The organism is Pseudomonas sp. PDM20 (genome assembly GCF_014852575.3).
Taxonomy (GTDB): Bacteria; Pseudomonadota; Gammaproteobacteria; order Pseudomonadales; family Pseudomonadaceae; genus Pseudomonas.
In genome coordinates this window covers 6,329,739-6,343,333 of sequence record NZ_CM181224.1, presented here as the reverse complement: position 1 = coordinate 6,343,333, position 13,595 = coordinate 6,329,739, and the positions used below count along the sequence as shown (strand labels likewise).

Below are 13,595 nucleotides of genomic sequence, written 5' to 3'. Positions count from 1 at the left end.
CGACGCTTCCAGACTGCGCGACGCCGCTATCCGGGAGATCACCATGTTCGCCGCCTTCGCGCTGGTCGCCAGCACCCACTTCGCCGCCCTGCTGTCACCGGGGCCGGACTTCTTCCTGCTGATCCGCGCCGCGCTGCTGCGCGGTCGTCGCCATGCCGATGGCTGCGCGGCGGGCATCGCCCTGGCCAATCTGGCGAGCATGCTGCTGGTGCTGTTCGTTCTCGGTCTGTTGCCGGAAGTGGCCAGCCACGGGCTGCGGGTGGTGCAGTTGCTGGGTGGCGTCTACTTCGTCTGGCTCGGCGCGCAGGCGCTGCTGGCGCGTCGGGAGCTGGAGATTCCCACTGATCTGGGGCTGCAGCGCAGCGGAGGATTTCTGCGCGGGATGCGCGAGGGCCTGCTTGCCAGCAGCCTGAACCCCAAGCTGCCGATCTTCTACACCGGGCTGTTCGGCGTGCTCGGGCAGTTCCACCTGCCGGGCTGGGCACTGGGAGTCTGCGTGCTGTGGATGGGCGCAGTGGTGCTGCTGTGGGACATGGCGCTGGTGCGCCTGCTGGATCGTCCGCGCTGGCGCGGCTGGCTGAAGCGCCGGGTCACGGCGCTGGACCGCCTTTGCGGCGGCCTGTTGCTGGCGCTGGGTGGCTGGCTGCTGTGGAGCGGGCTGCGCTGACGGCTGTCATTCGCGCCCGCCCGCTCGCGCGGAGTCAGTCGCGCTCCAGGGTCCAGACCTTGTTGCCGGGCGCGTACTGCGGCATCTCGTCGGACTGGGCGCGGTTCACCGCTTCGAACAGCTCCAGCTTGTCGCCGTCGCGCTCGAAGAGGAATTCGCGGCCCTGCTGGCCCTGTTGCAGCCAGATGCTGTCGTTGTCGCCGCTCATGGCCGCGCAGTCGCCGGCCAGGCACAGCGCGTAGCGATCGAAGCCGGGCATGCCTTCGAGGCTGCCGTTGGCGGCGAACTTGACCTTGCTGCCCTTGCCTTCGCCTTCCTCGATGATCCAGGTGCCGTTCAGGTAGGCGGCGTAGAGGGCGTTCTCGAAGGTGCTGCCGGCCGGGCTCTGCGCGGCGGGCTGCTCCTTGGGGCGCAGGAAGCGCTGCTCGGGCCAATTGTCGCTGCCCACCTGCACCAGCTCCTTGCCGTCAAGCTCCAGGGATTCCTGGTTGCTGCCGTAGAAGTCGACGCGGTAGTGCTTGGGATCTTCGGCGCTCAGCTGGCCTTCGCCGAGCTCGAAGCCGTTGCTGAAGGTGGCCTGGCTGGCCTTGGTGTCCAGCTTCCATTCCAGGTTCGGGCCGTAGGCCAGCAGCGCCTCGCGCAGCTTGCCACCCTTGCCGGCGGCATCGATGGCGGCCTGGTTGACCCAGACGCCGGAAGGGTCGGACGGGGTGCCGGCGCAGCCGGTGAGCAGGCCGATCAGGGCGCTCAGGATCAGGGCGCGACGCATGTTTGCTCCTTGCAGACAAAAGAACGGGGCCCTGAAGGCCCCGTTCGGGAGGTGCGGCTTATTCCAGGACGACGATGGCGTCCATCTCGACCTGGGCGCCCTTGGGCAGGGCGGCAACGCCGATGGCGGCGCGGGCCGGGTAGGGCTGGACGAAGTACTTGCCCATGATCTCGTTGACCTTGGCGAAGTGCGACAGGTCGGTGAGGAAGATGTTCAGCTTGGCGACGTCGTGCAGGTAGCCGCCGGAAGCCTCGATGACGGCTTTCAGGTTCTCGAACACCTGGACGGTCTGCTCTTCGAAGCCCTCGACCAGTTCCATGGTTTTCGGGTCCAGCGGGATCTGGCCGGAGACATAGACGGTGTTGCCAGCCTTGATCGCCTGGGAGTAGGTGCCGATGGCGGCCGGGGCTTTGTCGGTGTGGATAACGGTCTTGGTCATGTCGACTCCTAACGGGGTGGGATCAGCTGCGCATGCGGGTGATGCGGATCACGCCCTTGAGCGCGCGCAGCTTCTTGATGACGCGGGCCAGGTGCACACGGTCATGCACGCTGACGACGAGCTGGACCACGCTGATGCGACCGTCGCGCTCGTCCATGCTGATCTTCTCGATGTTGCCGTCGGCGGCGTTGACGCTGGTCGCCAGCAGGGCGATCAGGCCGCGCTGGTGTTCCAGCTCGACGCGCAGTTCGACGTTGAATTCGCCGGTGACATCCTTGGCCCAGCTGAGCTGGATGCACTTTTCCGGATTGTGGCGGATTTCGCTGATGTTCCGGCAGTTCTCCAGGTGCACGACCATGCCCTTGCCGGCCGACAGGTGGCCGACGATCGGGTCGCCGGGGATCGGCGTGCAGCACTTGGCGTAGCTGAGCACCAGGCCTTCGGTACCGCGGATCGCCAGCGGCCCTTCGGCGCTGGGAGCCTGCTCGCCTTCGCTGGACAGCAGGCGGCGCGCGACCACGTAGGCCATGCGGTTGCCCAGGCCGATCTCTTCGAGCAGGTCCTCGAAGACTTCCATGCGGTATTCGTTGAGCACGCCCTGGATGCGTTCCTGAGGGATCTTCTCCAGGTGGCTGTCGAAGCCGGCCAGCGTCTTGTTCAGCAGGCGCTCGCCGAGGTTGATCGACTCGGAGCGGCGCTGCAGCTTGAGCGCGTGGCGGATGTGCGTGCGCGCCTTGCCGGTGACCACGAAGTTGAGCCAGGCCGGGTTCGGCCGGGTACCCGGTGCGGTGACGATTTCCACCGTCGCGCCGCTCTGCAGCGGCTCGGACAGCGGCGCCAGGCGGCGGTTGATGCGGCAGGCGATGCAGCTGTTGCCGACGTCGGTGTGCACCGCGTAGGCGAAGTCGACGGCCGTGGAGCCCTTGGGCAGCTCCATGATGCGGCCCTTGGGCGTGAAGACGTAGACCTCGTCCGGGAACAGGTCGATCTTCACGTTCTCGATGAATTCCAGCGAGTTGCCGGCGCGCTGCTGCAGTTCGAGGATGCCCTTCACCCACTGGCGGGCGCGGGCATGGGTGCCTTTCTGCGCTTCCTCTTCGCTGGACTTGTACAGCCAGTGCGCGGCGATGCCGTGGTTGGCCATCTCTTCCATCTCACGGGTGCGGATCTGGATCTCGATGGGCACGCCGTGCATGCCGAACAGCGTGGTGTGCAACGACTGGTAGCCGTTGGCCTTGGGAATCGCGATGTAGTCCTTGAAGCGACCGGGGAACGGCTTGTACAGGTTGTGCACGGCGCCGAGCACGCGGTAGCAGGTGTCGACCTTGTCGACCACGATGCGGAAGGCGTAGACGTCCATGATCTCGTTGAACGCCTTGCGCTTGCCGCGCATCTTCTTGTAGATGCTGAACAGGTGCTTCTCGCGGCCCAGGACCTGGCCTTCCATGCTTTCGCGGGCGAGGCAGTTGACCAGCGATTCCTGGATCTTGCCGACGATCTCGCGGCGGTTGCCACGGGCCTTCTTCACCGCCTGGCGGATGCGCTCGGAGCGCATCGGGTGCATGGCCTTGAAGCCCAGGTCCTCGAATTCCACGCGCATGCTGTGCATGCCCAGCCGGTTGGCGATGGGGGCGTAGATTTCCAGGGTTTCCTTGGCGATGCGCCGGCGCTTCTCGCCGGACAGCACTTCCAGGGTGCGCATGTTGTGCAGGCGGTCGGCCAGCTTCACCAGGATCACGCGGATGTCGCGCGCCATGGCCATGGCCATCTTCTGGAAGTTCTCGGCCTGCGCCTCGGCCTTGGACTCGAAGTTCATCTGGGTCAGCTTGCTGACCCCGTCCACGAGTTCCGAGACGGTTTCGCCGAACTGCGCGGTGAGCGCTTCCTTGGCGATGCCGGTGTCCTCGATCACGTCGTGCAGCATGGCCGCCATCAGGCTCTGATGGTCCATGTGCATGTCGGCGAGGATATTGGCGACGGCGAGCGGATGGGTGACGTAAGCCTCGCCGCTGCGGCGGCGCTGCCCGTCGTGGGCCTGCTCGGCGTAGTAGTAGGCGCGGCGGACCAGGTTGACCTGGTCCGGGCCCAGATAGCTCGACAGACGATCGGCGAAGGCATCTATGCTCGGCATGGGTTCACCCCCTGCCGAGCGGTACGTCGCAGTGCACCGATTCGTCGGCCGGACATGGACTTACAGGGCCTCGTTGTTGGCCTCGTCTTCGAAGGCAGCGAACAGCGGTTCTTCTTCAACCACGTCCTCCAGCAGAACGATTTCGTTGTCGATCAGGCCGGAAGCGATTTCGCGCAGGGCGACGACGGTGGGCTTGTCGTTTTCCCACGGTACCTTCGGCTCTTTGCCGCCGGTGGCCAGCTGACGCGAACGCTTGGTGGCGAGCATGACCAGCTCGAAACGGTTATCGACGTTGTCCAGGCAGTCTTCAACGGTGACGCGGGCCATGGTGTTCCTCGTACTGAAATGTAGGCCCGGAAAATGCCGGGCGGACTGGATAGTCTAAAAAATCGCCAATCTTTATGGAAGTGCCTTCTCTCGGCGACTTCAGGCCAACAGGCGTTGCAGCAGCTCGGTGTGACGCTGCTGCTGGGCATCCTGACGGAGCTGGCGGGCGCGGAAGATCGCCTTGAGGTCTTCCAGCGCGTGGGCGAAATCGTCGTTGATCACCAGGTGATCGTATTCCACATAGTGGCTCATTTCGCTGACGGCTTCCTGCATGCGCCGCTCGATCACCTCGTCGCTGTCCTGGCCGCGGTTGGTCAGGCGCTGGCGCAGGGCTTCCTGGGTCGGCGGCAGGATGAAGATCGACTGCGCCTGGGGCATCAGCCGGCGTACCTGCTGCGCGCCCTGCCAGTCGATCTCCAGGATCAGGTCGTTGCCTTCGGCGAGGGTCTTCTCGACCCAGCGCTGAGAGGTGCCGTAGAGGTTGTCGAAGACCTGCGCGTGCTCGAGGAATTCGTTGCGCTCGAGCATGGCGCGGAAGGTGTCGTGGCCGACGAAGTGGTAGTTCACCCCGTCCACTTCGCCCGGGCGCATGCCGCGGGTGGTGTGGGAGACGGAGACGCGCACGCTGGGCATGGCGTCGAGCAGGGCCTTGACCAGGCTGGTCTTGCCGGCGCCGGACGGGGCGGAAACGATGTAGAGGGTGCCGGACATGGCGCTTTCCTGGAGTTGCGGTTGACTGTGGTTGAAGCCGGATGCGTCCGGCTTACTCGATATTCTGGACCTGTTCGCGCATCTGCTCGATCAGGACCTTGAGGTTGACCGCGGCCTGGGTGGAGCGCGGGTCGAATGCCTTCGAGCCCAGCGTGTTGGCCTCGCGGTTGAGTTCCTGCATCAGGAAGTCCAGGCGCCGGCCGGCGGCGCCGCCCGCCTTGAGCACGCGGCGTACTTCGGTGACGTGGGTGGTGAGGCGATCCAGTTCCTCGGCAACGTCGCTCTTCTGCGCCAGCAGGACCATTTCCTGTTCCAGGCGCTGCGGGTCGAGCTCGGCTTTCATCTCGGTGAAGCGGTCGAGCACCTTCTGGCGCTGGTTGGCGAGCATTTCCGGGACCAGCTGGCGCAGGTTGGCCACGTCTTCCTGCATGGCTGTCAGGCGCTCGTCGATAATCTTCGAAAGCTCGGCACCTTCGCGGGCGCGGCCGGCCTTGAGTTCATCCAGGGCCTGGGTGAAAGCGGCCAGCGCGCTGGCGTTGAGCGCCTGCGGATCGGCGGCATCGCCCACCAGCACGCCGGGCCAGGCCAGCACGGCCAGCGGATCGAGCGGGGCGGGGTTCTTGATCAGGTCGGCGACGGTCTCGGCGGCGGCGACCAGTTGCGCGGCGCGCTCGCGGTCGACCTGCAGCGCCTTGCCGGCGTTTTCCTCGTTGAAGCGCAGGGTGCATTCCACCTTGCCGCGCGACAGGCCCTGGCGCAGCGCCTCGCGCACCGCGCCTTCGAGGTCGCGGAAGGCTTCGGGCAGGCGCAGGTTGGGCTCGAGGTAGCGGTGGTTGACCGAGCGCAGCTCCCAGCTCAGGGTTCCATGGGTGCTGGCGCGCTCGACGCGGGCGAAGGCGGTCATGCTGTGGACCATGGAGTCACCTCTCTGAATGGGCTGGGAAAACGGCCGACAGGTCGTCGGAAACCGGTAATTGTACCCCAGCGTAGCGCGCCGCAGCACGCCGGCGGTGGTTGCGCCCGTCCGCTGGCCTCTATAATGGCGGACATTCCCCCGCCAGTAATCTGTACAGGATGCCTCCATGAACCGTCCCAGTGGCCGCGCCGCCGACCAACTGCGCCCGATCCGTATCACCCGCCATTACACCAAGCACGCCGAGGGCTCCGTGCTGGTCGAGTTCGGCGACACCAAGGTGATCTGCACCGTCAGCGCCGAATCCGGTGTGCCGCGCTTCCTCAAGGGCCAGGGCCAGGGCTGGCTGACCGCCGAATACGGAATGCTGCCGCGCTCCACCGGCGAGCGTAACCAGCGTGAGGCCGCGCGCGGCAAACAGGGTGGTCGCACCCTGGAGATCCAGCGCCTGATCGGCCGCTCCCTGCGTGCCGCGCTGGACCTGTCCAAGCTAGGCGAGAACACCCTGTACATCGACTGCGATGTGATCCAGGCCGACGGCGGCACCCGCACCGCTTCGATCACCGGCGCCACCGTGGCGCTGATCGACGCCCTGGCCGTGCTGAAGAAGCGTGGCGCACTCAAGGGCAACCCGCTCAAGCAGATGGTCGCCGCGGTTTCCGTGGGCATGTACCAGGGCGAGCCGGTGCTGGACCTGGACTACCTGGAAGACTCCGCCGCCGAGACCGACCTGAACGTGGTCATGACCGATGCCGGTGGCTTCATCGAAGTCCAGGGCACCGCCGAGGGCGCCCCCTTCCAGCCGGCCGAGCTCAATGCCATGCTGGAACTGGCGCAGCAGGGCCTGCGCGAGCTGTTCGAACTGCAGCGCGCCGCGCTGGCAGACTGACCCGGCGGGCGGCCAGCCCGCCCGATCTTCAAGTGCAAGGAGCGAAAGGATGAGCGACGAAGTACCGGTACAGCAGGTTCAGCCGAGCCAGGAAGCCCGTCAGTGGGCGATGTTCTGCCACTTTGCCGCCTTCCTTGGCTTCATTTTCCCCTTCGGCAACCTGCTCGGGCCGCTGATCGTCTGGCAGATCAAGCGTGAATCGGACCCGTTCGTGGACCGTCAGGGCAAGGAAGCGCTGAACTTCCAGATCACCGTGAGCCTCGCGGTGGTGGTCAGCTGCCTGCTGATGCTGGTGGTGATCGGCTTCTTCCTGCTGGGCCTGGTGAGCATCGGCGCACTGGTGCTGACCATCATTGCCGGGATCAAGGCCAATGAAGGGCTGGATTACCGCTATCCCTTCACCTGGCGTCCGCTCAAGTAAGCGCGCTCCAGACGCGAAAAAGCCGGCGCGAAGCCGGCTTTTTTCTGTCCGCCTCGCGGCGGTGCGACAGGACTCAGATGCTCAGGGTCCAGTCGTAATCGACGATCAGCGGCGCATGCTGGGAGAAGCGCGGCTGGCGCGGCAGCTTGGCGCTGCGCACGAAGCGGCGCAGACCCGGCGTGAGGATCTGATAGTCGAAGCGCCAGCCCAGGTTGAGCAGCTCGGCCTGTTCGCTGTCCGGCCACCAGCTGTACTGGTCGCCTTCGCGGTTGACCTCGCGCAGGGCGTCGACGTAGCCCATGGTGCCGAAGATCTCATCCATCCAGCCACGCTCCGGCGCCATGAAGCCCGGCGATTGCTGGCATTCGCGCCAGTTCTTCACGTCCAGCTTCTGGTGCGCGACGTACAGCGAGCCGCAATAGATGTATTCGCGGCGCTTGCGGCGCTGCTTGTTCATGTACTGGGCGAAATCGTCCATGAACTTGAACTTGTGGTTCAGGTTCTCATCCCCTTCCTGCCCGGTAGGCAGCAGGAGAGTGGCGATACTCACCTTATCGAAATCGGCTTGCAGGTAGCGCCCGTAACGATCGGCCATCTCGAAACCCAGGCCGCTTATGACAGCCTTGGGTTGCAGACGACTATAGATTGCGACGCCGCCCTGACTGGGCACTTCGGCATCGCAGGCGTACAGGAAGTAGCCATCCAGTTGGTAGGACGGGTCATCCAGATCGAAAGCGGAGGCGCGGGTATCCTGCAAGCAGATCACGTCGGCATTCTGGGCTTGCAGCCAACTGAGCAAACCACGCTCGGCTGCAGCCTGAATACCATTCACGTTCACACTGATGATCCGCATAAATGGCCCCCAAAATCACGTGTGTGTATGATACCCGAGCTCAAACGGTTTAGCTAAATTCATACCGGCCGGTTCTTACCCATGCAGCCATATCAGCGCGATTTCATCCGCTTCGCCATCGAGCGCGGCGTTCTTCGTTTCGGCGAATTCACCCTCAAGTCCGGGCGCACCAGTCCGTACTTCTTCAATGCGGGCCTGTTCAACTCAGGCGTTGCGCTGTCCCAGCTGGGTCGTTTCTACGCCAGCGCGGTGGTCGACAGCGGCATACCTTTCGACGTGTTGTTCGGCCCGGCCTATAAAGGAATTCCGCTGGCGGCCGCTACAGCCATTGCGCTGGCGGAACAGCACGGCCTCGACCTGCCCTGGTGCTTCAACCGCAAGGAAGCCAAGGACCACGGCGAAGGTGGCACGCTGGTCGGCGCACCGCTGGCCGGTCGCGCGCTGATCATCGATGACGTGATCACCGCCGGCACCGCGATCCGCGAAGTCATGCAGATCATCGACGCGCAGGGGGCCCAGGCCGCCGGCGTACTGATCGCGCTGAACCGCCAGGAACGCGGCAAGGGTGAGCTGTCAGCGATCCAGGAAGTTGAACGGGACTTCTCGATCCCGGTCGTAAGCATTGTCTCGCTGGAGCAGGTGCTGGAGTATCTGGCCGGTGACGGGCAGCTCAAGCAGCATCTCGCGGCCGTCGAGGCCTATCGGGCGCAGTACGGTATCTAACCGGAACAAGGGTGTCGGGCATGGCCAAGCAGGGTGCTTACCGCTACAGGGTGTTGATGGGGCTTCTGGGGGCCATGCTCGCAGGCCAGGCGGCAGCTGCCGGCCAACCGACCAGCCAGGTCGAGCTGTACCGCTACGTCAATGACAAGGGCATCACCGTCATCGACCGCCTGGGCGTCCCGCCGCAGTACATCGGCAAGGGCTACCAGGTGCTTAACGACCAGGGCCGGGTGATCCGTGAGGTGCCGCCGGCACCGACCGCCGCCGAGATCGAGCAGCGCAAGGCGGACGCCGCGCGTGCCAGTTCCGACCAGCAACTGATGCGCATGTACACCAGCGTGGAGGACGTCGACCGTGCCCGCGACCGCAAGCTGGCTGAGCTCGACGGGCTGGCCAGCGTGGCCAAGGGCAACCTGCAGTCGCTGAAAACGCAGCAGGCCAACCTGCAGGCCCGCGCTGCCGATCAGGAACGTGCCGGGCGCCCAGTGCCGGATGACCTGGTCGCGCAACTGAGTAACCTGCGCAGCGATGAGCAACGCCTGCAGCAGGACATCGCCCGCTATCAGCAGCTGCGCACCCAGGCGCAGAGCAGCTTCGCCTCCGACCGGGCGCGATTCGCCCAGATTTCCGGCGGTAACTGAGGCAGACGCTCGCCGCGCTTACTGTTGCGGCGAGACGCGCTCGAATTCGTTGATCTTCCCGCGCAGCCAGTCCGGCAAGGGCTGGCTTGTCCGGTCTTCGCCGGCATAGGCGTAGATCAGCTCCCCCAGCGTCAGCAGGGTTTCATCACACCAGATCGACACCTGGAAGGTCAGGCTGCTGCGGCCCAGCCGACTGACGCGCACGCCCATTTCCAGCCAGTCGTCGAAGCGCGCGGGCGCCAGGTATTCCAGGGTGGTCTTCACCGCGAACAGATCGCCGCCGCCGCGCAGCAGGTCAGCCGGGTAGCTTACGCCCAGGTGGCGGTAGTACTCGGTGGTGGCGACATCGGCGTAGGTCAGGTAGTTGCCGTTGAAGACGATTCCCTGCGGGTCCACCTCCGACCAGCGCACGCGCAGGCCGTGGAAGAAGCTGAAGTCGTTGCGGGATACGGGGGATGCGGTCATTCCAGACTCCAGACGGAAAGACACCCGCGTGGATCGCTCCAGGCGGGTGTCATTTTCGATCAGCGCTGCTTGCGATTGGTGATCAGGGTGCCGACACCGCTGTCGGTGAAGATCTCCAGCAGCACGGCGTTGGGCACGCGACCATCGATGATGTGCGCGCTGGTCACGCCGCCCTGCACCGCTTCGAGGGCGCAGCGGATCTTCGGCAGCATGCCGCCGTAGATGGTGCCGTCGGCGATCAGCTCGTTGACCTGCTCGGTGGTCAGGCCGGTGAGGACCTGGCCCTGCTTGTCCATCAGGCCGGCGATGTTGGTGAGCAGCATCAGCTTCTCGGCCTTCAGCGCCTCGGCCACCTTGCCGGCCACGAGGTCGGCGTTGATGTTGTAGGACTCGCCGTTGGCGCCCACCCCGATCGGTGCGATGACCGGGATGAAGTCACCCTGCACCAGCATGTTCAGCAGGTCGACGTTGACCCCGGTGACTTCGCCCACGTGACCGATGTCGATGATTTCCGGCTTGGTCATCTCCGGCGTCTGGCGGGTGACGGTGAGCTTCTTCGCGCGGATCAGCTCGGCGTCCTTCCCGGTCAGGCCGATGGCGCTGCCGCCATGACGGTTGATCAGGTTGACGATGTCCTTGTTGACCTGGCCGCCGAGGACCATCTCCACCACGTCCATGGTCTGCGCGTCGGTGACGCGCATGCCATCGATGAAGTGGCTCTCGATCGACAGACGGCTGAGCAGGTCGCCGATCTGCGGACCACCACCATGGACCACCACCGGGTTGATGCCGACGGCCTTCATCAGCACCACGTCGCGGGCGAAGCTGTTCTTCAGCTCGTCCGTTTCCATGGCGTTGCCGCCGTACTTGATCACCAGCGTCTTGCCGACGAAACGGCGGATGTAGGGCAGGGCTTCGGCAAGGACGCGGGCAACCTGGGCGGCGTCATCGCGGCTCTGGGTCATGGTGGGCTCCGGCATAGAGGTCAAAAGGGCAGGCTGAGGGCGGGATCGACCGCTTTCAGCTGGGTGCGGAACACTTCCTTGATGCGTTCCAGTTCTTCCTGGGAATCCGCCTCGAAGCGCAGGACCAGCACCGGAGTGGTGTTGGACGCGCGAACCAGGCCCCAGCCTTTGGGGTAATCCACACGCACGCCGTCGAGGGTGGTGAGGTTGGCTTCACCCCACTGGCCACGGGCCTGTAGCGCCTCGATCAGGGCGAACTTGCCCTCGTCGGTGACGGTGATGTTGATTTCCGGGGTGGAGATGTCCATCGGGAACGCGGAGAACACGCGTTCGGCATCGCGCTTGTCCAGGCTGATGATTTCCAGCAGGCGCGCGGCGCTGTAGATGCCGTCGTCGAAGCCGTACCAGCGTTCCTTGAAGAAGATGTGGCCGCTCATCTCGCCGGCGAGCAGGGCGCCGGTTTCCTTCATCTTCTTCTTGATCAGCGAGTGGCCGGTCTTCCACATCACCGGGCGACCGCCGTAGCCGCTGATCAGCGAGATCAGGCGACGGGTGCATTTGACGTCGAAGATGATGTCGGCGCCCGGGTTGCGCGATACCACGTCCTTGGCGAACAGCATCAGCAGGCGGTCGGGGTAGATGATGGTACCTTCGTTGGTCACCACGCCCACGCGGTCGCCGTCGCCGTCGAAGGCCAGGCCCAGGTCGGCGCCGGTCTCTTTCACCTTGGCGATCAGGTCTTCCAGGTTCTCGGGCTTGCCCGGGTCCGGGTGGTGGTTGGGGAAGGTGCCGTCGACATCGCAATACAGCGGAATCACGGTGCAGCCCAGGGCTTCGATCAGCTGCGGGGCGATTACGCCGGCCACGCCGTTGCCACAGTCCACCACCACTTTCAGCGGCTTGGCCAGGGCGATGTCGTCGCGGATCTGCTGGAAGTAACGCGGCAGGATGTCGACCTGCTGCACGCTGCCCACGCCGGAGGCGAGGTCGCCATTCTGGATGCGTTCGCGCAGTGCCTGGATCTGCTCGTTGGCCAGGGTCTCGCCGGCGACGACGATCTTGAAGCCGTTGTAGTCCGGCGGGTTGTGGCTGCCAGTGAGCATCACGCCCGACTTGCCTTCCAGGACGTTGGCCGCGTAGTACAGGACCGGAGTCGGCACCATGCCGACATCGGTGACCTGGCAGCCGCAGTCGAGCAGACCCTGGATGAGGTGCTGGACCAGTTCGGGGCCGGACAGTCGGCCGTCACGGCCCACGGAGACGCACGGCTCGCCGCGCGCAAGGCTTTCGGAACCGATCGCACGGCCGACCCAGTAGGCGGTCTCGGTGGTCAGGGTGTCGCCGACCACGCCACGGATGTCGTAGGCGCGGAAGATGCTGGCGGGCAGCTGCGGGGCTTTAGGCGTGCTCATAGCGGGTGTTTGCTCCAATCCCAGGAGATCCTGGTCTTCATCAAGAATGTCGATGTCCAGAATGTCGGTATTCTGGAACAGCGGATCGACCAATGGCGTTTCAGTGACAGCGGCCGGGGCGCTGGCAGCGGCGACAGCCGGAACCGGCTGGGCGGCGGCTGCAGGCGCGGCGGGAGCGCTGGCACTGGGTGTTTCGGTCTTGCGACGCGGCTGGCGGGCCAGCGCCTGAGCCAGCGCCTGCAGGCTCGGCAGGCTCAGCTCAGGAGCTTTGGCAGTGCGTTGGCCGGCGAGTTCCTGAATGAACTGCCCCAGGCCCTGGGCATCTTTGCTGACCCGGCGCTGCATCGCACTTTGCGCAAGATAGAGGCCGAGCAGGCCGCCCACCAGCGCGAGCAGCGCAGCGATGCCCAGCAGGGTCGGCGAGTACAGCGGATTGGTGAGGGTCGGGCCGGGGGTGAAGCTCAGCTTCCAGTTCGGGTTGCCGCTGGCGATGCTGAGCGGCGCAACTTCACTGGCTTGGCCGCGCTGAAGCAGTACCTGCGCCGGCGAGTTGCCGAACTGCTGGGAAAGCTGCAACTGGCCGATATCGGCGGACATCGGCGGCAGGCTGCCGAGCAGGCGCTGCAGGTCGACGACCAGCAGCAGCGAACCCTGGATCGAGTTGTCCGCACCGCGCAGCGCGGTGGGGCTGTAGACCAGCCAGCGGGTGCCGACCTTGTAGGCTTCCGGTGCCACGGCCTGGCCGCTCTCGACGCGGTGCAGCATGTCCAGCGCGGCATAGTTGAGCGGGCCGGGGCGGGAGGTGTCCTGCACGGCCTGCCCGCTGGCGTTCAGGTGGACATCCACCAGCCCATCAAGATGCCCCTGGGTGAGTGCCTTTTCCAGCGCGGCGATGCGCGCCGGGTCATTGCTCTGCAGGGTCGGCAGCAACTGCGAGTCGCTCGCCATGGCGCGGCTGTCCGCGGCCAGCAGGCTGAGTGACTGGCGCAGCGCGCCGGCCTGGCTTTCCGACCAGGCGCTGCTGACCTGCGCGACGTGGGCCTTGTCCGCCTGGCCGAACAGGCTGAACCAGAGCAACGCGCCGGCCGCCGCTACACCGCCGACGGTAAGGACCAGGGAGGGCAGCAGCGGTTTGAGGTCGACCTTGGCCGCCGGCCCCTTGACGGGCTTCTCCGCCGGCACGAGTTCCGGCAGTTCGGCGCTGTCCTTGGCAGTGCGTTGGAAAAGTTTCATGCAACGTCTCCTCGGCGATTCATCCTGAAAGGGAAA

At 65.3% G+C, this 13,595-nt stretch carries 15 protein-coding genes; 5 read left to right on the top strand and 10 right to left on the bottom strand.

The features are described 5' to 3' along the window. Positions 1-43 precede the first annotated feature (43 nt). Positions 44-667, top strand: a complete 624-nt coding sequence (locus IB261_RS29180) for a LysE family translocator (RefSeq protein ID WP_192225069.1) — start codon at positions 44-46, stop codon at positions 665-667. 34 nt (positions 668-701) lie between these two features. Here the strand turns inward: IB261_RS29180 and IB261_RS29175 are convergent, their stop codons facing one another. From IB261_RS29175 to IB261_RS29150, 6 genes are all read right to left on the bottom strand, one after another. Continuing rightward, positions 702-1,436: a putative periplasmic lipoprotein gene (locus IB261_RS29175; protein ID WP_081515149.1), complete on the bottom strand. Its 735-nt coding sequence runs from the start codon at positions 1,434-1,436 to the stop codon at positions 702-704. 58 nt (positions 1,437-1,494) lie between these two features. Next, the gene (gene ridA, locus IB261_RS29170) at positions 1,495-1,875 is read right to left on the bottom strand and encodes a deaminase RidA (protein WP_017520704.1); all 381 of its coding nucleotides are present in this window, start codon (positions 1,873-1,875) and stop codon (positions 1,495-1,497) included. 22 nt (positions 1,876-1,897) lie between these two features. Further along, positions 1,898-4,006: a bifunctional GTP diphosphokinase/guanosine-3',5'-bis pyrophosphate 3'-pyrophosphohydrolase gene (spoT, locus tag IB261_RS29165; RefSeq protein ID WP_151188729.1), complete on the bottom strand. Its 2,109-nt coding sequence runs from the start codon at positions 4,004-4,006 to the stop codon at positions 1,898-1,900. A gap of 60 nt (positions 4,007-4,066) precedes the next feature. Then, positions 4,067-4,333, bottom strand: a complete 267-nt coding sequence (gene rpoZ, locus IB261_RS29160; RefSeq protein ID WP_045217709.1) for a DNA-directed RNA polymerase subunit omega — start codon at positions 4,331-4,333, stop codon at positions 4,067-4,069. Positions 4,334-4,432: 99 nt separating this feature from the next. Then, a complete protein-coding gene (gmk, locus tag IB261_RS29155; RefSeq protein ID WP_045217706.1) occupies positions 4,433-5,044 on the bottom strand; it encodes a guanylate kinase in 612 nt (203 codons plus the stop codon). A gap of 52 nt (positions 5,045-5,096) precedes the next feature. After that, complete coding sequence (locus IB261_RS29150) at positions 5,097-5,960, bottom strand: YicC/YloC family endoribonuclease (RefSeq protein WP_081515151.1); 864 nt, start codon at positions 5,958-5,960, stop codon at positions 5,097-5,099. Positions 5,961-6,126: 166 nt separating this feature from the next. Here IB261_RS29150 and rph point away from each other — a divergent pair, with 166 nt between their 5' ends. Then, positions 6,127-6,846: a ribonuclease PH gene (rph, locus tag IB261_RS29145; protein ID WP_015479557.1), complete on the top strand. Its 720-nt coding sequence runs from the start codon at positions 6,127-6,129 to the stop codon at positions 6,844-6,846. 49 nt (positions 6,847-6,895) lie between these two features. Then, positions 6,896-7,267 (top strand): DUF4870 domain-containing protein, encoded by a 372-nt coding sequence (locus IB261_RS29140; protein ID WP_045217702.1) that lies wholly within the window; start codon positions 6,896-6,898, stop codon positions 7,265-7,267. 73 nt (positions 7,268-7,340) lie between these two features. Here the strand turns inward: IB261_RS29140 and crc are convergent, their stop codons facing one another. Next, positions 7,341-8,120, bottom strand: coding sequence for a catabolite repression control protein Crc (gene crc, locus IB261_RS29135; protein ID WP_151188728.1), 780 nt, complete (start codon positions 8,118-8,120; stop codon positions 7,341-7,343). An 81-nt stretch (positions 8,121-8,201) separates the two neighbouring features. Between crc and pyrE the strand changes: the two genes are divergently transcribed. Together pyrE and IB261_RS29125 are read left to right on the top strand one after the other, a co-directional pair. Beyond that, a complete protein-coding gene (gene pyrE / locus IB261_RS29130; RefSeq protein ID WP_081515152.1) occupies positions 8,202-8,843 on the top strand; it encodes an orotate phosphoribosyltransferase in 642 nt (213 codons plus the stop codon). A gap of 20 nt (positions 8,844-8,863) precedes the next feature. After that, a complete protein-coding gene (locus tag IB261_RS29125; RefSeq protein ID WP_151188727.1) occupies positions 8,864-9,484 on the top strand; it encodes a DUF4124 domain-containing protein in 621 nt (206 codons plus the stop codon). Between the two features lie 18 nt (positions 9,485-9,502). Here the strand turns inward: IB261_RS29125 and IB261_RS29120 are convergent, their stop codons facing one another. From IB261_RS29120 to IB261_RS29110, 3 genes are read right to left on the bottom strand one after another with little or no spacing between them, the layout of a single operon-like run. Beyond that, complete coding sequence (locus IB261_RS29120; protein WP_151188726.1) at positions 9,503-9,949, bottom strand: acyl-CoA thioesterase; 447 nt, start codon at positions 9,947-9,949, stop codon at positions 9,503-9,505. Positions 9,950-10,008: 59 nt separating this feature from the next. Further along, entirely contained in the window at positions 10,009-10,914 is a 906-nt protein-coding gene (argB, locus tag IB261_RS29115; RefSeq protein WP_024762065.1) for an acetylglutamate kinase, read from the bottom strand. A gap of 20 nt (positions 10,915-10,934) precedes the next feature. Further along, on the bottom strand, positions 10,935-13,559 hold the full coding sequence (locus tag IB261_RS29110) for a phosphomannomutase/phosphoglucomutase (protein ID WP_192383596.1): 2,625 nt from the start codon (positions 13,557-13,559) through the stop codon (positions 10,935-10,937). Positions 13,560-13,595 lie beyond the last annotated feature (36 nt).

Bases quoted from the DNA above. Each gene is read 5' to 3' on its own strand.
- IB261_RS29180 (WP_192225069.1), top strand. From the start codon at position 44: ATGTTCGCCGCCTTCGCGCTGGTCGCCAGCACCCACTTCGCCGCCCTG.
- IB261_RS29175 (WP_081515149.1), bottom strand. From the start codon at position 1,436: ATGCGTCGCGCCCTGATCCTGAGCGCCCTGATCGGCCTGCTCACCGGC.
- ridA (WP_017520704.1), bottom strand. From the start codon at position 1,875: ATGACCAAGACCGTTATCCACACCGACAAAGCCCCGGCCGCCATCGGC.
- spoT (WP_151188729.1), bottom strand. From the start codon at position 4,006: ATGCCGAGCATAGATGCCTTCGCCGATCGTCTGTCGAGCTATCTGGGC.
- rpoZ (WP_045217709.1), bottom strand. From the start codon at position 4,333: ATGGCCCGCGTCACCGTTGAAGACTGCCTGGACAACGTCGATAACCGT.
- gmk (WP_045217706.1), bottom strand. From the start codon at position 5,044: ATGTCCGGCACCCTCTACATCGTTTCCGCCCCGTCCGGCGCCGGCAAG.
- IB261_RS29150 (WP_081515151.1), bottom strand. From the start codon at position 5,960: ATGGTCCACAGCATGACCGCCTTCGCCCGCGTCGAGCGCGCCAGCACC.
- rph (WP_015479557.1), top strand. From the start codon at position 6,127: ATGAACCGTCCCAGTGGCCGCGCCGCCGACCAACTGCGCCCGATCCGT.
- IB261_RS29140 (WP_045217702.1), top strand. From the start codon at position 6,896: ATGAGCGACGAAGTACCGGTACAGCAGGTTCAGCCGAGCCAGGAAGCC.
- crc (WP_151188728.1), bottom strand. From the start codon at position 8,120: ATGCGGATCATCAGTGTGAACGTGAATGGTATTCAGGCTGCAGCCGAG.
- pyrE (WP_081515152.1), top strand. From the start codon at position 8,202: ATGCAGCCATATCAGCGCGATTTCATCCGCTTCGCCATCGAGCGCGGC.
- IB261_RS29125 (WP_151188727.1), top strand. From the start codon at position 8,864: ATGGCCAAGCAGGGTGCTTACCGCTACAGGGTGTTGATGGGGCTTCTG.
- IB261_RS29120 (WP_151188726.1), bottom strand. From the start codon at position 9,949: ATGACCGCATCCCCCGTATCCCGCAACGACTTCAGCTTCTTCCACGGC.
- argB (WP_024762065.1), bottom strand. From the start codon at position 10,914: ATGACCCAGAGCCGCGATGACGCCGCCCAGGTTGCCCGCGTCCTTGCC.
- IB261_RS29110 (WP_192383596.1), bottom strand. From the start codon at position 13,559: ATGAAACTTTTCCAACGCACTGCCAAGGACAGCGCCGAACTGCCGGAA.